Source organism: Photorhabdus khanii NC19, assembly GCF_000517265.1.
Classification (GTDB): domain Bacteria; phylum Pseudomonadota; class Gammaproteobacteria; order Enterobacterales; family Enterobacteriaceae; genus Photorhabdus; species Photorhabdus khanii.
In genome coordinates this window covers 77,468-99,473 of the sequence record NZ_AYSJ01000013.1, presented here as the reverse complement: position 1 = coordinate 99,473, position 22,006 = coordinate 77,468, and the positions used below count along the sequence as shown (strand labels likewise).

Below are 22,006 nucleotides of genomic sequence, written 5' to 3'. Positions count from 1 at the left end.
CATGACACTCTTGATAGTGGCATCGAATTCTCACCCTTGAAACTGCCTCTTAGCGGATGTCGCCGCCGAATTCAGAACTACAATTCGTGTATATATACGTGTACACTACACGCATACTCAATACCGGAGATAAATCATGACAGCAAGACAACGCAACACACAGAGCGTCACACTGACTGTAGAACGAAGCTTACTGAGCCGGGCACGTGAAGCAGGTATTAACTTTAGTGCTACACTGACCGCTGCCTTGGATGCCGAATTACGTCATCACGAGGCACTGAAATGGCAGGAAGATAATAAGGAAGCTCTGGGGGCGTTAAACCGTTTCCATGACGAACATGGTTGTTTCAGTGATGAATACAGGACATTTTAACGATGCAATTCACCGTTTACCGTAATACTGGGAAAACCGTTGTTTATCCCCTGTTGCTGGACGTCACGAGTGACATTATCGGGCAGTTAAACCGTCGAATTGTGATCCCACTGCTGCCAGTTGAAAAATATCCTGACAGCAGTCGCCCTGTTCGAATGATCCCCCTTATCAGGCTGATAGACGACAAAGAATATGCTGTCATGACTCATGAACTAGCCAGTATATCTGTTCATGCTTTGGGTGCTGAATTTTGCGATGCATCGCAATACCGTAATCAGGTAAAGGCGGCACTCGATTTCCTCTTTGATGGTATTTAAGTCGGATAAGCGCAGACTGTTGCCAGACTGCGCTTATCCGACCAACTCCCTTGCGTGACGATGTTAGCTGAAAACCTTGCTGACTTGGAAGTACAATAGATATGTTGACATATGCTAAGTGCAGGCCTATATTGTGTACATATATTAAACAAAAGGAGGTTCACATGCGTACCGTAGCGATATTTAAAAACGGTAATAACCGGGCAATAAGACTCCCAAAAGATATGGATTTTGATGGTGTCGCCGAATTAGAAATTTCCCGTATCGGGGACTCCATTATTCTGAAACCAATAAAACCCACATGGGATTCTTTTCTGTCACAGGAAAAAGCTGATAACGATTTTTTAGAATCACGCCCTGATATTATCGAAGAAGGTCGCGTGAAATTATGAAAAATATTTATATGCTGGATACCAATATCTGCTCTTTCATTATGAGAGAGCAGCCTGCGAATGTTCTCCATAAATTACAACAATGTGTTTTGTACAGACATGAAATTGTTATCTCAGCAATTACCTATGCGGAAATGAAATTTGGAGCTATTGGCAAAAAAGCCTCTCCGAAACATACCATACTCGTTGAAGCATTCTGTCAACGCCTTGATGCCATCCTGCCATGGGATAAAGCCGCCGTAGATGCTACAACCAATATTAAAAACACGCTGACCACAGCAGGAACACCGATCGGCGCTAATGATACAGCTATCGCAGGACATGCACTAGCGTGTGGAGCAATCCTAGTGACAAATAATACCCGCGAGTTTAAGCATGTGGATGGCTTAATTATCGAAGATTGGGTAAACTGCCCCTAAATAACGTAAAAAGCATCACGGCTGGCTTATTAGGGACGCCTATAAACCAGCCATATCTACAATTTTCTATTTGCTATTAAATTACAGTTCTAAATCAGATAATCCAGGATGATCGTCAGGGCGGCGGCCTAAAGGCCAATGAAATTTTCGTTCAGACTCTTTTATCGGTAGATCATTAATACAAGCATAGCGGTTGTACATCAAGCCATCTTCGTTAAATTCCCAGTTCTCATTACCATATGAGCGAAACCAATTACCCGAATCATCGCACCATTCATAAGCATAACGAACCGCTATTCTATTATCAGTAAACGCCCAAAGTTCTTTAATCAGACGATATTCATGCTCTTTCTCCCATTTTCTGGCTAAAAAATCCTGAGCCTCTTTACGACTATGCACGAATTCAGCGCGATTACGCCAATGAGTATCCAATGAATAAGCCAATGAAACCTTTGCAGGGTCACGGCTGTTCCATCCATCTTCGGCCAAGCGAATTTTTTGAATAGCCGTTTCCCGGGTAAATGGCGGTACTGGCTGGCGAATTTCTTTTGTATCAGACATATTTTGTCTCCTAATTAATTATAATTAAATTTTCTATTAACTCACATTGTATTTATTCAATAATGCTTTAGCGATATTCATTGCTTCCAAAGCATAATTTCTATCATTCATTATATGGGCAGTGGTAATAGCGCCTTCTATCAGAATCAAAAATTTCCTGGCTAAATCCACCGATGAATCCGGCGATATTTCCTCACAAATAGAAAGAACGTAAGTAAAAACTTTCTCTTTATGCTCCTTAGCAATAATTCTTACCGGATCAACAGGATCAAGCCGTTCACCGGATGTATTGATAAACGCACATCCTCTGAAATCATCACTTTCGAACCATGTTTGTAATACCAGAAAAATATTCAGCAATTTCTCTTCTGGCGTCTTATATTCGGCTATTGATGAAGTAAACCACCCCATCCATCGTTCATCCCGTCGGCGAAGAACTTCTTCAACCAACCCATCTTTGGTACCGAAATAACGATAAATTGTTTTACGTGAAGAACCGGTCGTGCGCGTTATCAGATCGATACCTGTCGCTGCAATCCCCCTGGTGTAAATTAATTCATCTACAGCATCCAACATGTTTTCCCTGATGTTTGCCGCCTTCTCATTTTCCATGTTCTTCATGGTAGAACGATCATTCTCCATAGTCAACCTCTTAACTAAAAAAACAGAATAAACTTTCCATCTTTATGATTTAAAAAGTAATTTTAATAATAATCACATTTATCATAAAGATATTCATTTTTACAAAAAAACCGCCTGAAATAGGCTACAGTGCATTATGATACCAAAATCATGACGTAAAAGAATTTATGAAACAGATAATATGTTGTTTAGTAATATTTAATCATCTTATTATGCAAATGATAAAATAATATCAATATTTCTTTAATGAAAGAAAAAATTATTTTTGACATGTTAAATTTTAATTCTTTTATTATTTAATCAGAAGATAGGGGATATTTATACATAATAATCCGAATGATAATTTATTTATTTTCATTGTTAAGTAGTGATATTATTGATAACTGACGTTAAGAAATAATATAAATAAAGGGCGAATATCCGCCCTTCTGTCAACCACCAGCCAATTTAACTGTCATACCTTTGGCTTCAAGCAATTGCTTCAATAAATCCCTTTTATCGCCCTGAATTTCTATTTCGCCATCTTTTACTGAACCACCGCAGCTACATTTTTTCTTTAATTCAGCCGCCAACTTGACCAGTGTCTGGTCATCAGCGTCAATGCCGGTAATAACGCAAACGCCTTTTCCTTTACGACCACTGGTTTGGCGCTGGATACGAACAATACCATCCCCTTTCGGACGCTGAGGTTTAGCCGTTTCTTCCTGAATACGGCCCCCATCTGTGGAATAGACCAGACGCGAATTATTATCTTGCATTAATAACTCCTGCAATAGATTGATTAATCTGACGCAAGGCTGCCGCCGGATCCGCTGCACGGGTAATCGGACGCCCGATAACCATATAATCAACACCAACCAGTACCGCCTGTTCCGGCGTCATGATACGACGCTGATCACCGGCTTCACTGCCTGCCGGGCGGATCCCCGGCGTTACCAGCCGGAAATCCTGACCACAAGCGTTTTTCAGTTGTTGAGCCTCATGTGCAGAACAAACCACACCATCCAACCCACACTCCTGCGTGAGTTTTGCCAACCTTTCAGCCTGTTGCGCTGGCGTAATATCAATACCGATACCTTGTAGATCCGATTGTTCCATACTGGTTAATACCGTAACGGCAATTAACAACGGTGCAGCATTACCATAAGGCAGCAACGCTTCTTTCGCCGCCGCCATCATTCTGGTGCCACCACTGGCATGAACGTTTACCATCCAAACCCCCATCTCAGCCGCAGCAGCTACCGCTCTGGCTGTAGTATTGGGAATATCATGGAATTTCAAATCCAGGAATACTTCAAAGCCACGCTGGTGCAACAACTTAACAAACTGAGGACCATTAAGGGTAAACATCTCTTTACCCACTTTCAGGCGGCAATCCTGTGGATCAATTTTGTCAGCAAAAGCCAAGGCAGCATCCTGATTGTCGTAATCTAAAGCAACAATTACAGGCGAGCTAATCTGTTTACCGAATGATGTTAAGGTATGCGATGTCATTTTTTAACCTTTTTGACCAACAAAGAAATATTACTGTGATATTGTCACTGACCATCCAACCCACGGATGGGTTTAATCGAATCCCATGAGCGGCATGATGGGCAGTGCCAATAAAGTGAATGAGAAGTAAAGCCGCATTTATGGCAGCGATAATTAGGTTTAGTACGAATTTGTTCACCCACCATGTCCCGCAGCAAAATAATACTTTCTTTCGCCCGGCCTTCTTCCGCTTCCGCCAAATGGTAATCCATCAGGCGATAAAACAGGCGCATCGTCGGATGGCGTTCTAATTGATGATTGATATAGATTTGCGCGACTTCATGGCCTTCTTTCTGCTCGATAATATCAGCCAGTAAAAGTTCGGCAGTTGCCCCACTATTCTCTTCTACACAGCGTTTGAGGAAATTTTCCCATTCATCAATCTGATTCAGATGCTGGTAACACTCCTGGAGAATAGGTAACACCTCACTGACCAACTCTTTATCTTGCTCAAGAACAGATTTCAAAGAACCCGCCGCTTTGGTGTATTCCTGTTGGACCATAAACAGACGTCCCAACATGATAGAAACCCGGGCGCAATTTTTATCTGCCTGGACAGCTTTATTGAGATAGCCAATAGCTTCATCAAGATCATCACCGCTCATTTCCTGCAAAGCCAGTTCACAATAAAAATGCGCAATTTTTTCCCGTATATCGTGTTTGCCGGATTTAACTAATTTTTCAGCGATATCAATGGCTTTTTTCCAATCACTGGTTGCCTGGTAAAGCGTAAGCAGTGATTGAAACGCATTTTGCCGAAAATCTTTTTCATTCACCAACTGAACAAACATATTTTCGGCGCGATCGTATAAACCCGCCGACATGTAATCGCGGCCTAATTGTTGAGTCGCCAGCAAACGCTGCTCAAATGTCAGAGAAGCACTTTCCATGAGAGATTGGTGAATACGGATAGCCCGTTCCACTTCCCCCCTGGAACGGAACAGATTCCCCAAAGTCAGGTGCGCTTCAAAAGCGGAACTATCCTCTTTAAGCATTTCAAGAAACAGATCCACCGCTTTATCTTGCTGGTTCGAAAGGAGAAAATTAACCCCAGCAACATATTCCCGCGACAAGCGATCAGAATTTTGTTGTTTATCCTGTTGAGCACTTCTGCGCCCCATATACCAGCCATAAGCAGCGGCCACAGGAAGCAACAGAAACAACAGCTCTAACATGGGAATTTATTCCTTGCTAAATACAAGCGGTGAATGAGTAACCGGAGGTTCAGCAGGTTGCCCCAGTTGTGCTTCTAGTCGCTTAATCTTGCGTTCAGCCCTTCCCAATGATAAACGAGTACGAAGATAGAATAATCCACAGATAACCCAGCCTAACACGAAACCGCTGGCGAACAATACAGCCAAAAGCGTAGATAAAGAGTAATTTCCTTTAGCAATCAGATAGTTAAAAGTAACAATCTGATCGTTATTTGATCCAAGAGTCACAGAGATGACAAAGATCACCAACACCAGTAATAAAATCAGAAAATATTTCACATTTTTTCCTGTTATCTATTGTTGCTTGGGTATTATGCCAAATAACAGACATAACGGCCCATTAAATTAGCATTTCCAGTCTGGGCAAAGGAAGCAATTTATCATGATAAATGCGCCTTTCCGCTTTTTTGCGATATCTTCCCACTAACTAAGTGTAAATAAGAAGCAATTACCTATATAAATCCTTGTGGAAGTTAATCAACCGCCACTTTTCTGTGAGACAACAAATAACCATCGCCAACACCGCGCTAATTAACGTTGATGCGATAAGATCCTGCGGCCAATGCATACCTAATGCCATTCTGCTGATCAAAACACTCGCCGCCCATAAGGAAAGGCATACCCCGTTTCACTTTTCCAGTGAGTAAGTTGCCATGGTGGAATACGGTCATCCGCTTTCAAATACTGGTCCAATAATTTGGCCCGCTGTTTTCGCTGATATTGATAAAACTCATCTGTCGGCACCCGATAATTTTTTTCTAGCCAAACAACATAGGGACGATGTTCCTTAACGGTATTTTTAATCAAAGCCTTTATACCTTGCCCTGTCAAAAGCAGCGCTATAACAACAGCGATCCATATTATCCCCTGCCTGACGGAAGTACAAAGTAACAGTAACAACCCAAAAATAAAAAACAGAGAAGTCAGACAAGCCCACGACTCTCCAGAAGTATCCGTAATCCAATACAGTATTTCAAGCTACTGGCGCTCTCCCATAGGTTGCCATTGCCATCCTGCTATCAACACGACAACAGGCGGCAACAATAAAATCATAGTCGCTATAACTATAGGTCTGATAAATTGATTCATATCCGCTACCACATTATTCTTATATACACTTTAAAAATCTGTCTATAGTTTAACACATTGATGTTATACCTATTACTTATATACAATTATTTGAAGATTTTTCACAGATAATTGGTTGTAAATATGGCAAAATGCACGTGCGTTATAATCAGAGAAAATTTCTTGTGCAGTTTCAGCTGATTTCCCAGACCGGTATTATTTTTTTACAATCCATTCTTATAACGAGTCTGAATCGACATATGAACAATAAGATGCAATTAAAACAGATAGCTGAGGCTAAATTACCTACCCCCTGGGGCGACTTTTTAATGATCGGCTTTGAAGAAATCGCTACAGGTCAAGATCATGTCGCATTGGTATATGGCACTATTTCTGATAATGAACCTGTTCTCTCCAGGATCCATTCAGAATGTCTGACGGGTGATGCCCTGTTTAGCCTGCGTTGTGACTGCGGCTTTCAACTTGAAGCAGCTCTGGCTCAAATTGCTAAGGAAGGACGGGGGATATTACTTTACCACCGGCAAGAAGGCCGTAATATTGGCCTGCTAAACAAAATTCGCGCTTATGCATTACAGGATAAGGGCGCGGATACGGTAGAAGCTAATCATCAGTTAGGTTTTGCCGCCGATGAACGTGATTTCACCTTATGTGCAGACATGTATAAATTGCTGGGTGTTCATGCTATTCGTCTGCTGACAAATAATCCTAAAAAAGTGGAAATTATGACCGAAGCAGGTATTAACATTGTGGAGCGGGTTCCGTTAATTACCGGCCGCAATGCTAAAAATGCTTATTATCTGGATACCAAAGCCAGAAAAATGGGACATTTAATACCCGAGGAGCCTTAATTTTTACTTATTTTAGCTGACAAAGATGGTGCCAATACTGGCACCATCTTTATGTGGTGTAAAAATTATTTCAACATATGGCGGATGACATAATGCAAAATGCCGCCGTGGTGGAAGTAATCCAGTTCAGTTCCGGTATCAATACGACACCGAGCCTCAACGACCACCTTACGCCCATCAACATAAGTCATTTTTACCGGGACTATCTGACCAGGCTTGAGATTATTCATCCCGGCAATATCAATCGTCTCATCACCTTTCAGATTTAGCGTTTTACGGTTTACGCCCTGAGGAAATTCCAGTGGTAATACGCCCATACCAATCAGGTTAGAACGGTGAATACGTTCAAATGATTCCGCAATCACCACCCGAACCCCCAATAACCGGGTTCCTTTCGCTGCCCAATCGCGGCTCGAACCAGAACCATATTCTTTGCCGGCAATAACAGCCAATGGTGTTTTTTCTTCCTGATAACGCATGGCCGCATCATAAATCGCTAATTGTGTCTGTGATGGAATATGGCGGGTATATCCCCCTTCTACACCCGCAATCATCTCATTACGAATACGAATATTGGCGAACGTTCCGCGCATCATCACTTCATGGTTACCACGCCTTGAGCCATAAGAGTTAAAATCCTTAGGGTCAACGCCATGTTCCTGAAGATAACGCCCTGCCGGACTGTCAGCTTTGATATTCCCCGCGGGGGAAATATGGTCTGTGGTGACAGAATCACCAAGAATAGCCAGTATATTCGCGCCATGAATATCCGTTATCGCTTCCGGCTCCGCTGTCATCTCACTAAAGAATGGCGGGTGGCGAATGTAAGTAGAGTCAGGCTGGAAATCATAAGTTGCAGAACTGACAACATCCAGCGATTGCCATGTCTCATCACCATCAAATACTTCGGCGTACTCCTTGTGGAACATGCCAACCTTAACTTTATCAACCGCTTCAGCAATTTCTTTGCTGTCTGGCCATATGTCTTTCAAATAGACATCATTGCCTTGCTGATCCTGACCAATAGGATCTTTAGTCAGATCCTTTTTCATGCTGCCGGATAAGGCATATGCCACAACTAATGGTGGTGATGCCAGCCAGTTAGTCTTTATCAGAGGATGGATCCGGCCTTCAAAGTTCCGGTTGCCAGACAAGACCGCACCGACGGTAAGATCGGCTTGCTTAATCGCAATTTCAATAGATTCAGGCAACGGCCCGGAGTTACCAATGCAAGTTGTACAGCCGTAGCCCACCAGATTGAAACCCAGTTTCTCCAGATATGGCGTAAAGCCAGCAATCTCAAGATAATCCGTCACCACTTTTGAGCCAGGTGCCAGTGAGGTTTTTACCCACGGCTGGCGTTTAAGCCCTTTCTCAACCGCTTTTTTCGCCAGTAAACCCGCAGCCATCATCACACTGGGGTTAGATGTATTGGTACAGGAAGTAATCGCAGCAATGACAACCGCACCATCTTCTAACTCATACGTTTGGTTATCCAGATTAACGGAGGCTGAGGCGACTTTTCCTTGCGCTTTATTCATCTCCAGCTCAATGGCTAACTGAAATGCCTGTGGTACTCGCTCTAAAGCAACTCTGTCCTGTGGACGTTTCGGCCCGGCGAGGCTCGCTCCCACCGTAGACATATCCAGTACCAGACTGTTGGTAAATACCGGTTCATCACCCGGATTTCGCCATAGCCCTTGGATCTTACAATATGTTTCAACCAGAGCAATCTGCTGTTCTGTACGCCCTGTTAACCGCATATAACTCAGTGTAATATCATCCACCGGGAAGAAACCACACGTTGCACCATATTCCGGTGACATATTGGCAATGGTTGCTCTGTCTGCCAATGGCAAGTCAGCTAACCCATCACCATAAAACTCAACAAATTTCCCAACCACACCCTGTTTACGCAGCATCTGTGTCACTGTCAGCACAAGATCTGTCGCAGTAATCCCTTCGCGTAACTTTCCGGTGAGTTTAAAACCCACCACATCAGGGATAAGCATGGAAACAGGCTGCCCTAACATAGCTGCTTCCGCTTCAATACCACCAACCCCCCATCCCAGAATACCGAGGCCATTGATCATAGTGGTGTGAGAATCCGTACCAACCAAGGTATCAGGGTAAGCCAATTCTCGCCCGTTATACGTTTCATGCCAAACCGTTTTGCCCAGATATTCCAGGTTGACCTGATGACAAATCCCGGTTCCTGGCGGTACGACGCGAAAACGGTTAAATGCTTGTTGTCCCCAACGCAGAAACAGATAACGTTCATAGTTACGTTCCATTTCTAATTGAACATTTTGTTCAAAAGCGTTTTCCGTGCCAAATTTATCCACCATAACAGAATGGTCAATAACCAAATCAACAGGTGACAATGGATTAACCTGTTCAACATCGCCACCAAGACGCTGAACTGCATCCCTCATAGCCGCTAAATCAACGACAGCTGGAACTCCCGTGAAATCCTGCATTAATACACGAGCCGGACGGTAAGCAATTTCCCGATCTGCATGACCAGTATTTTGCCAATCAATAATCGCTTTTAAATCGTCATCAACAACAGAGTTACCATCAATATTGCGCAGAAGATTTTCCAGAAGAACTTTCATTGACTTAGGCAAGCGGGAAATATCACCTAAATGTTTAGCAACCCGTGGTAAGCTGTAATAATCATATTCTTTACTTGCAGCGGAAAGTGTTGAAACACAAACCTTTTTCAAATCAAACGACATAACTCCTCCTTCTTATTATGTTGGCATCACTCAGAGCCATCTTATGATAATGGCACAAGTTAAACATAACATATAAGCAAATAATTGTTTTTTATTACCACACAATTTGTCAATTCAGATTATCCATCAGAATTTCTATAATAAATTTTGATGATTTAGTCAGGTAAACAATTGAATGACAATCAGCTAGAATTAGTTCGCCAACAATTAAATTGGACTCTAATTATTAATTAAAAGAATAAGGAAAAAATTATGGATATAAAAGACTCAGTTATAAATCACCAGGATCATATCGAGAAAATCAATGAAGCCAATAAGTTCTTCCACATCGATGGAGCTTATTTTAATATAGAAAATACAAACACATATAAAGAAAAAGATGGTTTAGTTCAGTTCATTATAGCAACACAATTATCCGATCAAAAAGATGTTCAGGAAAAAACCAATAGTTTAAGTCAAACATTAATTGCACTTTCCTCCATCGCAACTAATTATGTCAATAAACATGCAGAAAAGCATGGAGAGAAATATAAAACAGATATGGCATTCTGGACTCAAGTCGTCAACAAACTCCCTTTAATGGGTACCAGCAAAGTCGAATCCAAAAACTATACAGACTCATTGACTGGTCTAAGCATCTCAAAAAGTTTTCTTCATTTTATCATGAATGTTGTTGTATTCGAAAATACAGATATGCTGGCAAACTTCGCTGACTTTCTTACCAAACAAGGAGAAACGATTCGTTTAGGCATTCGGAAAAATAAAGGTTTTTATTCTACTCTGACACTGACAATTGCCATAGATACCTTGGTTGTCGGAGAAAAGACAGTATATATTCCGAAACTAAAACTCTATCGAATTAATTTCGATAGTAATAATTCAAATTTTTTATCAAGTTGTGCTTCTAATGAGAATGTTAATATTGATTTTGAATACTCATCCTTGATATCGGTCTTAGACTACGAAGCGCTCGAACATCCTGATCTTAAGGCCAGTTTTGATAATTTCATTAATAAACACAGAAAAATATCAATAGAAGATTCCGATGATTTCTTCAGTGGTGAATTTGATCCAACCTGATAAGTAAAATCCGGGAGATAATGGAAGCCATTATCTCCCTTATTATTGTATTATATGATTGGCAATTTGATATCTTTGAACATGATTTCGATATCTTCATTTGAACGCAAAGCAACCGCCTGATCAATAACATCACGCGTCAGGTGAGGTGCGAAACGCCACATAAAATCATACATATAGCTGCGCAAGAAACTGCTACGACGAAAACCTATCTTAGTTGTGCTGTAGCTGAATTTATCTCGCATATCAATGCAAATAAGGTCTTTATCCTGCACCGGATCAACCGCCATGCTGGCAATAACCCCAACCCCCAAACCCAACCGAACATAAGTTTTAATGACATCGGCATCAGTGGCAGTAAAAACAATTTTAGGTTTTAAGCCCACTTTATCGAATGCAACATCTAATTCAGAACGACCGGTAAAACCAAAGGTATAAGTGACCAGTTGATATTCAGCCAATTCTTCAATTGAAACATTCTCTTTACCCGCCAGCGGATGATCCTGTGTCACCACTAACGTTCTGTTCCAATGGTAGCAAGGCAACATTATCAGATCTTCGTATAAATGCAGCGCTTCAGTGGCAATAGCAAAATCAGCGTTACCTTTACTCACAGCTTCAGCAATTTGCGTTGGCGACCCCTGATGCATATGCAAAGAGACCTGCGGATAACGTTCAATAAATCCTTTAATCACAGGAGGTAATGCATAACGAGCCTGTGTATGGGTAGTGGCGATATATAGCGAACCTCGATTCGGATAAGTATGTTCACTGGCAACTGACCGTATCGCATCAATTTTAGATAATACTTCACGAGAAATTCGAACAACCTCTTCACCTGCGGGAGTAACATGCGTCAGGTGTTTACCACTGCGGGAAAAAATCTGAATACCTAATTCATCTTCAAGCATCCTGACTTGTTTACTGATCCCTGGCTGAGATGTATACAATCCTTCCGCCGTAGATGAAACATTGAGGTTGTGATTTACCACCTCTACGATATAACGAAGTTGTTGCAATTTCATATAAGCACCATCCCCAAATAAACGCTGTGAACAATTATGACTTAAAATCTGGCTTGATATTGCTGTTTGCTATTTATTATAACTAATAGAAATAATAATGTTTTCTCATATAACCACTATAACACGATTATATATTTATATAACGAATAATTGAAAAACCATAACGAAGGTTATAGCTGCATTTTAATTCATATATTTTAAAATTCTGTTGATAGATGAAAAAAGCCAACCTATAAGGTTGGCTTAATAGAAAAAAATGACTTCTTTTTTGAGAAAAAGAGAGTGTTGATTCTCTTAAAAATTATTACTGTTTATCTTTCTCAACCCATTTCCCATCAACATAAAACACACTCCACCCCGTTGCCTTGCCATTTTTCTCTGAAGCAGCATATTGCTGTTTAGTTTTACGACTAAAACGGATAACCGTTTTATTACCTTCAGCATCAGCCACAGGCGCGTCAGCCAGATAGCGTAGTTTTTCCGGCAAGCGGTCTTTAAAACGAACCAACTCTTCTACCAACGGAGCTCTGGTTTCTCTCGATTTAGGAAAAGTATTTGCTGCTAAAAAGACACCAGCGGCACCATCACGCAATACAAAATATGCATCAGACTTTTCACAAGGAAGTTCAGGTAACGGAACCGGATCTTCTTTTGGTGGAGCGACTTCTCCACTACGCAGGATCTTGCGGGTATTTTTACACGTTTCATTGGTACAGCCCATGTATTTACCAAAACGCCCCATTTTCAGGTGCATTTCAGCGCCACATTTCTCACACTCGATAACAGGACCATCATATCCCTTGATGCGAAACTCGCCCTCTTCCACTTCGTAGCCATCACAAGCCGGATTATTACCACAAACATGTAATTTACGCTGGGTATCGATAAGATAGCTGTCCATCGCTGTACCGCATTTTCTACAACGACGACGAGCACGTAATGCGTTTGTTTCCGCATCATCCCCTTCCAAAATGTTGAGAATTTCATTTTCAGGGATAAGGTTAATCGTCTGCTTGCAACGCTCTTTAGGTGACAACGCATAACCGGAACAACCCAAGAAAACGCCAGTGGTTGCCGTGCGAATACCCATAGGGCGATTGCATGTCGGACACTCGATGGAGGTAATCACCATCGGGTTAGGCCGCATTCCGCCATCTTCCGGGTCTTTATTGGCGACATCAAGCTGTTCACTGAAATCAGTGAAAAACTCATCTAAAACCCCTTTCCATTCAGCTTTATTACTTGCGACCTGATCGAGCTGATCTTCCATTCGCGCGGTAAAATCATAACTCATCAGCTCGTTGAAATTCTCTTCCAGCCGATCAGTTACAATTTCCCCCATTTTCTCTGAATAGAAACGACGGCTCTCCGCCCGAACATAACCACGATCCTGAATCGTGGAAATAATGGAAGCATAGGTAGACGGACGACCAATACTGCGTTTTTCCAGTTCCCTAACCAAAGACGCCTCGCTGTAACGTGCTGGCGGTTTGGTAAAGTGCTGGCTTGGGAGCAGTTGTTGCAAGTCAAGTTCAGTGCCAATACCAACAACAGGCAAAGTGTGGTCTTCATCGCCCTTGCGCAATGCAGGCATCACTTTTGTCCAGCCATCGAAACGCAATGTACGGCCTTTGGCGCGCAACTCAAAATCACCCGCCTGTACCGTCAGGGTTGTGGAATCGTATTGTGCCGGTGTCATTTGACAAGCAACAAACTGACGCCAGATAAGCTGATACAGTTTTTGCGCATCCGCATCCATATCTTTCAGCTGTTCAGACATGACATCAACGTTGGAAGGACGAATAGCTTCGTGCGCTTCCTGTGAATTCTCTTTACTGCTGTAAGTATTCGCTGTTTTCGGCAGGTATTTATCACCAAAATTATCACCGATATAACCACGAACCATGTCCAGCGCATCCTGACTCAGGTTGGTTGAGTCAGTACGCATGTAGGTAATATACCCAGCCTCATACAAACGCTGGGCCATCATCATGGTCTTTTTAACACCAAAGCTTAAACGCGTGCTGGCAGCCTGTTGTAATGTGGAGGTGATAAATGGCGCACCCGGTTTACTGGATGTTGGGCGATCTTCACGATCAATAACTTTGTAACGGGCTTTTTCCAGTAACGATATGGCGGCCTGAGTTTGTTCACTATTAACCGGCTTAAACGGCTTACCCTGCTTATGAGTCACCTCCATATGCAGTGAAATTTCACCTGTCGCCAGTAAATCAGCGTGTAACTGCCAATATTCCACCGGTACAAACGCTTTAATTTCGCGCTCTCTTTCTACAACAAGGCGGACCGCTACAGATTGCACACGACCGGCAGAAAGCCCTCTGGCAACCTTTTTCCACAATAACGGAGAAACCATATACCCCACAACCCGATCCATAAAACGACGGGCTTGTTGAGCGTTTATCCGGTCAATATTCAATTCACCTGGATTATCAAATGCCTGTTTGATGGCGTTTTTAGTAATCTCATTAAAAACAACCCGGCTAAAACGATCACTATCACCACCAATCACCTCCCGCAAGTGCCATGCAATGGCTTCTCCTTCACGGTCAAGATCCGTTGCGAGATAAACATGATCTGCTTTTTCAGCCAGTGATTTCAGCTCTGCCACGACCTTCTCTTTGCCTGGCAAAACCTGATAATCAGCTTCCCAACCGCAGTATGGGTCAACCCCCATACGGCTGACTAATGCGGCTTTCTCATCTTTTTTGACCTTCTTCTTAGACTTATCGGTAGATGAGCTCGAACTCTTTTTGCTGGCTGAGCCGCTGGTCGGCAAATCACGGATATGACCCACGCTGGATTTCACCACGTAGTCACTCCCCAAATATTTATTGATTGTTTTGGCCTTTGCCGGGGACTCCACTATTACAAGAGCTTTACCCATAGTTATCTTTACCTAATTATCTTTTCAGATGACGGAATTCACAGCGTCCATATCACGGTATTTAAAACCTCTTTTTATATTGCGATAGATTCTCAATATATCAACTTATTTTTATTCAGATGATCCACCTGAACGCGAAACCTGTTGAATTATTTAAGGTATTTTAGATACCGCCCATGAGCTATGCAAATGAATGAAACGAATCGTAAACAAAATCTTCCATCTGCATGACGAAAAGTTCACACTCTACCTGATAAAAAATGATGCGCAACAAATTATTTTTGATAGGGGCAGAGAAATGCGAAAGGGAACGACATCGATTAAACGTGAACAATTATTGGAAAAAGCCAACCGTATTATCCGCCAACACGAGGATTTTATTCAGGGTATGTACCTAGACGATGTAGCACAAAAAGGGGATATGCTGGTATTCCGTGGTGAATTTTCTCTGGATGAAAATGAATAACAAAAATTTATAGAGCAACGAAACGAATAGGCAGATATATAAAAATCATCTAAAACTATATCTGCCGGGTATATAAAACACTATGTACTATAAACTTTGAATATTATTTAATCTTCAGGTGAAGATCGGAGAAAAAACCCGCCATCATGACATTAAACCTCTCCGGCGCTTCCCAAAATGGTCCATGCCCAAGATTGGCTAAATTATAAACACGACCAGTCCAGAGATTTTTGTAGGTTATTCCATTGATATAGTCAATATTGACAAATAAATCTTCTGCTCCATTAACAATCGCTAGAGGAGTTGGGTTTGTTTCAACCAACAATCGTTGATCCATGACATCGGGTGAAACAGACGCTTCGGACATATATTGCCGGGCTAAACCATCAGTCCGTGCAACTGCGGCTCTAAGAAATGGTTCACTAAGCGCGTTTTTGCCATACAGCGCCAAAGTATAATCTGTAATTTCCTCTTCAGTCAGCGAAGCCTTACCCGATATTGCCATGAACCGGCTTGGCTTAAATCCAAGGCTGACATTTTCTGCGCCTGGACTCACCGGAGGCGTGCCACAAATCATCAATCCAACAATCCCCGGAAATCGCGAGATCATTTCCAACCCGATATGACCACCCAGTGACCATCCGAAAACAGCAACTTTATTGATGCCTAATTTTTCCAGTACTTCGATAATGCAGAGAGCATAACCAGATATAGAATAAGTCCGGCGAGGATCCACTGCGTTTGATGAAGCGCCATGCCCTGGCAAATCAATAGTCAAAATGCGGTATTCGTCGCCAAAACATCTCACTTGATGGCGAAAAACGTCTTTACTGCTTGAATTACCATGTATAAAGAGTACAGGTAACCCATTACCGCCAGTATCAGTAACAGAGATGACAGCATGACGGGTATGAATATCGTATTGCGAAATAGCCATAATACTTTATTTCCTTAGGAATATTATTAATAAGTCGCCATTTTGGGGAATATGTATAGTGCGTTTAAATGCACCAACGATTCGGTGTAAAAGTGACTTATACTTGTTTGGAAATCAGCCAGATAGAACACATAAACGCGAAGCCAGAGTACCAATTATGAGTGTAGAAAATCCTGATTCTCATCACATAGGTGAAGTGGTATATAAAGCAAATTATGTAACACCTGTAATGTTTTAACAGGGACAAAATATCTGGTTTTTCAGGGGAATAACATCTTGACGATAAATGGGAAATGAGCGTGGCCCGGTTCAATCAGCGTATCAACCGGGCTGTTAACAGACACGATACCAAAGCGCCCCACGGCATTAAGAAAAAACGCCGTTTCGGGTACGCCAGGATTTATTCATTCAAAGCCGGGGTATTTTAATCAAAGCAAAGGCTTTTCTCCTCTCTGCCACCAGCGTAATAACAGTTTATCAATGCCTTCCATTGTACTGCCAGTGAAACGCTCTACCATGCGTTTACGACGTGTATAACTGACACCAATAACTTCACAGTGATCTATTTGAGTAATTAACAGATCATCACTGACACCAATTTCGTCAATCAACCCTTTTTCTTTCGCCTGTGTGCCATACCAATATTCGCCTGTAGCGACACTTTCCACATCAAGCAATGGACGATGTGTATGAATAAACGCTTTGAACAATTCGTGAGTCTGATTGAGATCTTCCTGGAATTTTTTCCGGCCCTGCTCTGTATTTTCCCCTAAAAAAGTCAATGTGCGCTTATATTCACCAGCCGTATGCAGTTCTACATCAATATCATTTTTCTTCAATAACTTATGAATATTTGGGATCTGAGCAACCACCCCAATAGAACCAATAATGGCAAATGGCGCGGCAACAATCCGATCAGCAACACAAGCCATCATATAACCACCACTGGCAGCCACTTTATCTACGACGACCGTCAGGCGGACACCTTTCTGGCGCAGACGAGCAAGCTGGGAAGCGGCAAGTCCGTAACCATGAACCATTCCACCGGGGCTTTCAAGACGCAGCAAGACTTCATCTTTTGCATCTGCCACTGCCAGAACCGCGCTAATCTCTTCACGTAATGAATCCACTTCATGTGCATCCATACTGCCTTTAAAATCCAGCACATAGAAACAAGGTTTCTGTAATCCTTTCTGCCCTGTCTTAGCCTTACTCTTCTTCTGCTTGGATTCGAGCTTTTGTTGTTTATTAAACTCTTTGCGCCAGATTTTTCTTTCGGCTTCGGTCATTCGAGCCTGCTGCATTTGACGCTGTTTATCCCGGTATGATTCGCCAAGGTCTGTCAGTTTCAGCTCGCCTTTTAGCGAAGATTTTCGCATTCCCATACCAATACCAAATATAGCCAAGGCAATAACGGCCAACACCAGCGTTATCACTTTGGCTAAAAACAACCCGTAAAGAGATAAATACTCCACAAAACCCACCTTTGTCTTCTGATAATTAATATTTTTCATTCTAACTAAAAACCGATATTAACGCCTGCAATGTTTCACCCTTTACTGTTTAAGCAATCAGCTTTTACAAATTTGACTCAATATATCAATTTCTGTTTTGATAGCCTGAACTGCCTCCGGCGGCAACAAATCGCTCTATACCCTATAGATTTCAAGATGCATCGAGACGGCAAGGGAGCGAATCCCCGGGAGCATAGCGAACTATGTGACCGGGATGAGCGAGTGCAGCCAACAAAGAGGCAACTTGAAAGATAACGGGTATATCAATAACAGGAAATCTTCAAATGTTACATTACCAACCTAAACATGACCTCCTACAACAACGTATTATTCTGGTTACAGGCGCTGGAGATGGGATTGGTCGTGAAGTGGCTTTGACTTATGCCCGTTATGGAGCACAAATGATCTTACTTGGCAGAACCACACACAAACTGGAAGCTGTCAAAAAAGAGATAGAACAAGCAGGTGGCACCCCTGTAGCTATTTACACCATGGATCTACTCACCACAACAGCCGAAGAGTGTAAAACATTTGCTGACGATTTAACGAAACACTATCCACGTCTGGATGGTGTATTACATAACGCCGGATTACTGGGTGCCGTCGCACCAATGGCAGAACAGCCGGTTCAGTTATGGCACGATGTTATGCAAGTCAACGTCAATGCAACCTTTATGTTAACTCAGGCATTGCTTCCGTTATTATTGAAATCACCTCACGGATCATTAATCTTTACCAGTTCAAGCGTTGGCCGTGAAGGTCGCAGTGGTTGGGGAGCTTATTCCGCCTCTAAATTTGCAACTGAAGGTATGATGCAAGTTTTAGCGGAAGAATATAAACACCGTTCTCTGCGCGTTAATTGCATCAACCCTGGAGGCACACGCACAAATATGCGAGCCAACGCATTCCCTAACGAAAATTCTGCTAAACTGAAAACACCAGCGGATATTATGCCGCTGTATCTTTATCTCATGGGCAGCGACAGTCTGCGTAAAACAGGCATCAGTTTTGATGCGCAACCCGGACGCAAAGCAGGACCAGCCGAATAATGACAATCAATGACAACCAGCACCAAAAAAGGCAACAACGCCTGAAAGAAAAAGTCGATTCCCGTATTGAATCTGCACAGCTAGAACGGGGAATTTTCATCGTTTTTACCGGCAATGGAAAAGGCAAAACCACGGCGGCTTTTGGCACAGTGACCCGTGCGGTAGGTCATGGGTTACGTGCCGGTGTTATCCAATTTATAAAAGGTAAATGGGCGAATGGCGAGAAAAACCTGCTGGAACAGCATGGTGTGAATTTCCATGTTATGGCGACAGGTTTTACCTGGGAAACCCAAAGCCGGGAAACCGACACCGTAGCCTGCCATCAGGTATGGCGCCACGCGTTGGAGATGCTGGCCGATCCTGATTTGGATCTAGTGGTACTGGATGAACTAACTTATATGGTGAGTTACGGCTATCTTCCTCTTGAAGATGTGATTACTGCCCTGAAACACCGGCCAGAACACCAATCCGTTATTATTACCGGCCGCGGTTGCCACCGTGAATTATTGGAAATGGCCGATACCGTCACAGAGATGCGCCCGGTAAAACATGCTTTTGATGCCGGCATTAAAGCACAAAAAGGAATCGACTGGTAAAAAAGGCCCCGTGATTACACGAGGCCCACAGAGCCTGGAAATAGAAATTAGCGGCCTTTTGGGGCAGTTGGACGCCCCGCATTCTGGCGGGAGCTCCCCGGGCGCTTTCCTGCCGATGGACGTGATGTTCCCTGAGTATGGCGTTTAACTGCACGGCGGATTTGGTTAGCTTTAAGACGGCGTTGATCACGTTCAACCGCCACTTTGGAAACCATCTCTGCATTCAAACCCACTAATTGGCGCAAATAGTTAGTCTGCTCCAAGCCAAGTTCTGTCCAACCGCCGCGTGGTAAACCTTTTGGCAAGCCAATATCACCATAACGCACACGAATAAGACGGCTCACTTGTACACCCACAGCTTCCCAAAGACGACGAACTTCACGGTTGCGTCCTTCTGTCAGCGTGACGTTATACCATTGGTTCATCCCCTCACCGCCTTTGAACGCGACAGTACAGAATGATGCCGGACCATCTTCCAGTTGAATCCCTTTAGTCAGCTGTTTCAGTTTGGCATCATCAACTTCACCAAAAACCCGAACAGCATATTCGCGCTCAACTTCCCGGCTTGGATGCATCAAACGGTTCGCCAGCTCACCATCTGTGGTAAACAGCAACAAACCACAGGTATTCACATCCAGACGTCCAACCGCTATCCAGCGGGAGCCCAATAGCTTAGGCAGACGATCAAAAACGGTTGGCCGCCCTTCTGGATCATGGCGGGTGCAAAGTTCACCTTCTGGTTTGTAATAAGCCAGAACACGGCAAACTTCTTTTTGTGGTTCTTTGATATTTAATATCCGACCATCAAGGCGGATTTTTGTGGAGGGCTGAACTTCAATGCGATCACCTAAAGTGGAAATCTTGCCGTCAACACTGACGCGCCCTTGTTGAATATAACCTTCTACTTCGCGGCGAGAACCGTGACCGGAACGCGCGAGAATTTTCTGTAACTTTTCAGATTTTTGTGTCTTACCGCTCATTGAGCAACCTCTGCTGTCGCCTTCACAGGCGTCGTGTTATATATATCAATCAATATGTCACATTAGAAAAAAAACATAACAAACTGATTTTAATAAATTTTTTAACATAAAGTGTTAGAAAACAAGTCATACACTCCAGTCCGTGGCCGGGCATTCTACACTAATTTTGGAATCAATGATTCCAATAAATATACCCATTTATCATCCACCCCGAAACTCATTGGAAAAGCACAGATTTATTACTGCGATAGCCAAGCTAAAACATGATTATCCAAAGATATAAATCCCCCTAAGAGTTAAAAAATAAGATAATTATTAAATATAATAAAATAATCAATGCAAGACATTGGTGAAATTTCTATAGTTTCTTAATCCATCAATTATTTTACTCTTCATTAAATAGACATCACCTTAATTAATCGCTGTGATACTTTACACTGCTATTTATTTAAAAAAACCAGATTAAAGTTTTATACCTAATAATATTTTAGAAAACTCATCTTAGGTGAGGTAAATATTTTATTATCGATTTATTAAAATCAATTTAATTATTAATACCATGATGATTTTATTTGGTTACTATTAATAATTCAAAGAAATAATAAAAATTTCAATTCAATTGAAAATCAAAAATATAAAGCCAGTATATTATACACCGGCTTTATATAGACTCTAAAAATGATTACTGCTTAACCTATAAGAATGGCGTTACATTCCCGGCACCTTCGCGTATGACAACAGGCGTATCTTCAGTCAAATCAATTACCGTTGTCGGTTGCTGCCCTAAATAACCACCGTGAATAATCAGATCAACCAGTTTACCCAAATTATCTTTAATCTCTTCCGGATCAGATTCAGCAAAATCATTCCCCGGTAAAATGAGACTGGTGGACATCAGTGGTTCACCCACTTGTTCAAGAAGAGCCAGCGCAATTGGATTAGATGGAACACGTAGCCCAATGGTTTTCCGCTTATCATTCATCAAACGACGAGGCACTTCTTTGGTCGCCCGCAAAATAAAGGTGTAATTACCTGGCGTATTATTCTTAATCAGCCGAAAAGCCGAATTATCAACATAGGCATAGGTCGATATCTCTGATAAGTCACGACACACTAAGGTAAAATTATGATTACTGTCCAACTGGCGGATACGACATATCCGGGTCATCGAATCTTTATCTTCCAGATGGCAACCAATCGCATAACCGGAATCAGTTGGGTAAACCACGACCCCACCTTTTTTGAACACATCCACACTTTGCGCGATTAAGCGTGGTTGCGGATTATCAGGATGAATATAAAAAAACTGGCTCATAAATTGCCTC

The 22,006-nt window shown here is 42.3% G+C and carries 23 protein-coding genes and 1 pseudogene; 9 read left to right on the top strand and 15 right to left on the bottom strand.

All coding sequences use genetic code 11. The features are described 5' to 3' along the window. The first annotated feature begins 136 nt into the window (after positions 1–136). From PTE_RS12535 to PTE_RS12520, 4 genes are all read left to right on the top strand, one after another. Positions 137–373: a type II toxin-antitoxin system CcdA family antitoxin gene (locus tag PTE_RS12535; RefSeq protein ID WP_036847002.1), complete on the top strand. Its 237-nt coding sequence runs from the start codon at positions 137–139 to the stop codon at positions 371–373. Positions 374–375: 2 nt separating this feature from the next. Beyond that, positions 376–690 (top strand): CcdB family protein, encoded by a 315-nt coding sequence (locus PTE_RS12530; protein ID WP_021325441.1) that lies wholly within the window; start codon positions 376–378, stop codon positions 688–690. A gap of 164 nt (positions 691–854) precedes the next feature. Further along, positions 855–1,082 (top strand): type II toxin-antitoxin system VapB family antitoxin, encoded by a 228-nt coding sequence (gene vapB, locus PTE_RS12525; protein ID WP_036847000.1) that lies wholly within the window; start codon positions 855–857, stop codon positions 1,080–1,082. After that, positions 1,079–1,501 (top strand): type II toxin-antitoxin system VapC family toxin, encoded by a 423-nt coding sequence (locus tag PTE_RS12520; RefSeq protein WP_036846997.1) that lies wholly within the window; start codon positions 1,079–1,081, stop codon positions 1,499–1,501. The genes vapB and PTE_RS12520 overlap by 4 nt, the downstream gene beginning before the upstream one ends. An 81-nt stretch (positions 1,502–1,582) precedes the next feature. Here PTE_RS12520 and PTE_RS12515 read toward each other — a convergent pair whose 3' ends face one another. The 8 genes from PTE_RS12515 to PTE_RS12485 form a co-directional block, all read right to left on the bottom strand. Further along, on the bottom strand, positions 1,583–2,062 hold the full coding sequence (locus PTE_RS12515; protein ID WP_036846994.1) for a nuclear transport factor 2 family protein: 480 nt from the start codon (positions 2,060–2,062) through the stop codon (positions 1,583–1,585). Between the two features lie 36 nt (positions 2,063–2,098). Next, entirely contained in the window at positions 2,099–2,704 is a 606-nt protein-coding gene (locus PTE_RS12510; RefSeq protein WP_036846991.1) for a TetR/AcrR family transcriptional regulator, read from the bottom strand. A gap of 431 nt (positions 2,705–3,135) precedes the next feature. Next, positions 3,136–3,462 (bottom strand): stress response translation initiation inhibitor YciH, encoded by a 327-nt coding sequence (gene yciH, locus PTE_RS12505; protein ID WP_036846988.1) that lies wholly within the window; start codon positions 3,460–3,462, stop codon positions 3,136–3,138. Further along, a complete protein-coding gene (pyrF, locus tag PTE_RS12500) occupies positions 3,452–4,198 on the bottom strand; it encodes an orotidine-5'-phosphate decarboxylase (protein WP_036846986.1) in 747 nt (248 codons plus the stop codon). The genes yciH and pyrF overlap by 11 nt, the downstream gene beginning before the upstream one ends. Before the next feature lie 44 nt (positions 4,199–4,242). Next, complete coding sequence (gene lapB / locus PTE_RS12495; protein WP_036846984.1) at positions 4,243–5,412, bottom strand: lipopolysaccharide assembly protein LapB; 1,170 nt, start codon at positions 5,410–5,412, stop codon at positions 4,243–4,245. A 6-nt stretch (positions 5,413–5,418) separates the two neighbouring features. Then, a complete protein-coding gene (locus PTE_RS12490) occupies positions 5,419–5,730 on the bottom strand; it encodes a LapA family protein (RefSeq protein ID WP_036846982.1) in 312 nt (103 codons plus the stop codon). 169 nt (positions 5,731–5,899) lie between these two features. Continuing rightward, positions 5,900–6,019, bottom strand: coding sequence for a hypothetical protein (locus PTE_RS27280; protein WP_422615333.1), 120 nt, complete (start codon positions 6,017–6,019; stop codon positions 5,900–5,902). A gap of 20 nt (positions 6,020–6,039) precedes the next feature. After that, positions 6,040–6,258 carry a phosphatase PAP2 family protein gene (locus tag PTE_RS12485; RefSeq protein WP_131601499.1) on the bottom strand — a complete coding sequence of 73 codons (219 nt, stop codon included), beginning with the start codon at positions 6,256–6,258 and terminating at the stop codon, positions 6,040–6,042. Positions 6,259–6,791: 533 nt separating this feature from the next. Here PTE_RS12485 and ribA point away from each other — a divergent pair. Continuing rightward, a complete protein-coding gene (gene ribA, locus PTE_RS12480) occupies positions 6,792–7,388 on the top strand; it encodes a GTP cyclohydrolase II (protein WP_036848270.1) in 597 nt (198 codons plus the stop codon). Between the two features lie 65 nt (positions 7,389–7,453). Here ribA and acnA read toward each other — a convergent pair whose 3' ends face one another. Next, complete coding sequence (gene acnA, locus PTE_RS12475) at positions 7,454–10,129, bottom strand: aconitate hydratase AcnA (protein WP_036846978.1); 2,676 nt, start codon at positions 10,127–10,129, stop codon at positions 7,454–7,456. A 252-nt stretch (positions 10,130–10,381) separates the two neighbouring features. Here acnA and PTE_RS12470 point away from each other — a divergent pair, with 252 nt between their 5' ends. Continuing rightward, complete coding sequence (locus PTE_RS12470; protein WP_036846976.1) at positions 10,382–11,209, top strand: hypothetical protein; 828 nt, start codon at positions 10,382–10,384, stop codon at positions 11,207–11,209. A 50-nt stretch (positions 11,210–11,259) separates the two neighbouring features. On the opposite strand, the gene cysB is transcribed toward PTE_RS12470, so the two are convergent. Together cysB and topA are read right to left on the bottom strand one after the other, a co-directional pair. Continuing rightward, positions 11,260–12,234: an HTH-type transcriptional regulator CysB gene (gene cysB / locus PTE_RS12465; protein ID WP_021325452.1), complete on the bottom strand. Its 975-nt coding sequence runs from the start codon at positions 12,232–12,234 to the stop codon at positions 11,260–11,262. A 304-nt stretch (positions 12,235–12,538) separates the two neighbouring features. Continuing rightward, the gene (gene topA, locus PTE_RS12460; protein ID WP_036846973.1) at positions 12,539–15,139 is read right to left on the bottom strand and encodes a type I DNA topoisomerase; all 2,601 of its coding nucleotides are present in this window, start codon (positions 15,137–15,139) and stop codon (positions 12,539–12,541) included. Positions 15,140–15,437: 298 nt separating this feature from the next. Between topA and PTE_RS23750 the strand changes: the two are divergent. Then, positions 15,438–15,596, top strand: a pseudogene (locus tag PTE_RS23750) (DUF2498 family protein); the annotation flags it as partial. Positions 15,597–15,708: 112 nt separating this feature from the next. Here PTE_RS23750 and PTE_RS12450 read toward each other — a convergent pair. Both PTE_RS12450 and sohB read right to left on the bottom strand, forming a co-directional pair. Beyond that, positions 15,709–16,542, bottom strand: coding sequence for an alpha/beta fold hydrolase (locus PTE_RS12450; protein ID WP_036846968.1), 834 nt, complete (start codon positions 16,540–16,542; stop codon positions 15,709–15,711). 428 nt (positions 16,543–16,970) lie between these two features. Further along, on the bottom strand, positions 16,971–18,017 hold the full coding sequence (gene sohB, locus PTE_RS12445) for a protease SohB (protein ID WP_036848267.1): 1,047 nt from the start codon (positions 18,015–18,017) through the stop codon (positions 16,971–16,973). A 323-nt stretch (positions 18,018–18,340) separates the two neighbouring features. On the opposite strand from sohB, the gene PTE_RS12440 reads away from it, so the two are divergent. Both PTE_RS12440 and cobO read left to right on the top strand, forming a co-directional pair. Then, positions 18,341–19,105, top strand: coding sequence for a YciK family oxidoreductase (locus PTE_RS12440; protein WP_036846965.1), 765 nt, complete (start codon positions 18,341–18,343; stop codon positions 19,103–19,105). Beyond that, a complete protein-coding gene (cobO, locus tag PTE_RS12435) occupies positions 19,105–19,701 on the top strand; it encodes a cob(I)yrinic acid a,c-diamide adenosyltransferase (RefSeq protein ID WP_036846963.1) in 597 nt (198 codons plus the stop codon). Before PTE_RS12440 ends, cobO begins: the two co-directional genes overlap by 1 nt. A gap of 47 nt (positions 19,702–19,748) precedes the next feature. On the opposite strand, the gene rluB is transcribed toward cobO, so the two are convergent. Both rluB and PTE_RS12425 read right to left on the bottom strand, forming a co-directional pair. Next, on the bottom strand, positions 19,749–20,681 hold the full coding sequence (gene rluB / locus PTE_RS12430) for a 23S rRNA pseudouridine(2605) synthase RluB (RefSeq protein ID WP_036846961.1): 933 nt from the start codon (positions 20,679–20,681) through the stop codon (positions 19,749–19,751). A gap of 694 nt (positions 20,682–21,375) precedes the next feature. Beyond that, positions 21,376–21,996: an L-threonylcarbamoyladenylate synthase gene (locus PTE_RS12425; RefSeq protein WP_036846958.1), complete on the bottom strand. Its 621-nt coding sequence runs from the start codon at positions 21,994–21,996 to the stop codon at positions 21,376–21,378. Positions 21,997–22,006: the final 10 nt, after the last annotated feature.

What these genes read in the sequence shown, in the direction of transcription:
- topA (WP_036846973.1), bottom strand. Translation starts at nt 15,139, where the DNA reads ATGGGTAAAGCTCTTGTAATAGTGGAGTCCCCGGCAAAGGCCAAAACA.
- acnA (WP_036846978.1), bottom strand. Translation starts at nt 10,129, where the DNA reads ATGTCGTTTGATTTGAAAAAGGTTTGTGTTTCAACACTTTCCGCTGCA.
- PTE_RS12535 (WP_036847002.1), top strand. Translation starts at nt 137, where the DNA reads ATGACAGCAAGACAACGCAACACACAGAGCGTCACACTGACTGTAGAA.
- PTE_RS12450 (WP_036846968.1), bottom strand. Translation starts at nt 16,542, where the DNA reads ATGGCTATTTCGCAATACGATATTCATACCCGTCATGCTGTCATCTCT.
- cobO (WP_036846963.1), top strand. Translation starts at nt 19,105, where the DNA reads ATGACAATCAATGACAACCAGCACCAAAAAAGGCAACAACGCCTGAAA.
- PTE_RS12510 (WP_036846991.1), bottom strand. Translation starts at nt 2,704, where the DNA reads ATGGAGAATGATCGTTCTACCATGAAGAACATGGAAAATGAGAAGGCG.
- lapB (WP_036846984.1), bottom strand. Translation starts at nt 5,412, where the DNA reads ATGTTAGAGCTGTTGTTTCTGTTGCTTCCTGTGGCCGCTGCTTATGGC.
- PTE_RS12470 (WP_036846976.1), top strand. Translation starts at nt 10,382, where the DNA reads ATGGATATAAAAGACTCAGTTATAAATCACCAGGATCATATCGAGAAA.
- pyrF (WP_036846986.1), bottom strand. Translation starts at nt 4,198, where the DNA reads ATGACATCGCATACCTTAACATCATTCGGTAAACAGATTAGCTCGCCT.
- PTE_RS12520 (WP_036846997.1), top strand. Translation starts at nt 1,079, where the DNA reads ATGAAAAATATTTATATGCTGGATACCAATATCTGCTCTTTCATTATG.
- PTE_RS12440 (WP_036846965.1), top strand. Translation starts at nt 18,341, where the DNA reads ATGTTACATTACCAACCTAAACATGACCTCCTACAACAACGTATTATT.
- rluB (WP_036846961.1), bottom strand. Translation starts at nt 20,681, where the DNA reads ATGAGCGGTAAGACACAAAAATCTGAAAAGTTACAGAAAATTCTCGCG.
- cysB (WP_021325452.1), bottom strand. Translation starts at nt 12,234, where the DNA reads ATGAAATTGCAACAACTTCGTTATATCGTAGAGGTGGTAAATCACAAC.
- ribA (WP_036848270.1), top strand. Translation starts at nt 6,792, where the DNA reads ATGCAATTAAAACAGATAGCTGAGGCTAAATTACCTACCCCCTGGGGC.
- PTE_RS12530 (WP_021325441.1), top strand. Translation starts at nt 376, where the DNA reads ATGCAATTCACCGTTTACCGTAATACTGGGAAAACCGTTGTTTATCCC.
- PTE_RS12425 (WP_036846958.1), bottom strand. Translation starts at nt 21,996, where the DNA reads ATGAGCCAGTTTTTTTATATTCATCCTGATAATCCGCAACCACGCTTA.
- PTE_RS27280 (WP_422615333.1), bottom strand. Translation starts at nt 6,019, where the DNA reads ATGCATTGGCCGCAGGATCTTATCGCATCAACGTTAATTAGCGCGGTG.
- yciH (WP_036846988.1), bottom strand. Translation starts at nt 3,462, where the DNA reads ATGCAAGATAATAATTCGCGTCTGGTCTATTCCACAGATGGGGGCCGT.
- PTE_RS12515 (WP_036846994.1), bottom strand. Translation starts at nt 2,062, where the DNA reads ATGTCTGATACAAAAGAAATTCGCCAGCCAGTACCGCCATTTACCCGG.
- vapB (WP_036847000.1), top strand. Translation starts at nt 855, where the DNA reads ATGCGTACCGTAGCGATATTTAAAAACGGTAATAACCGGGCAATAAGA.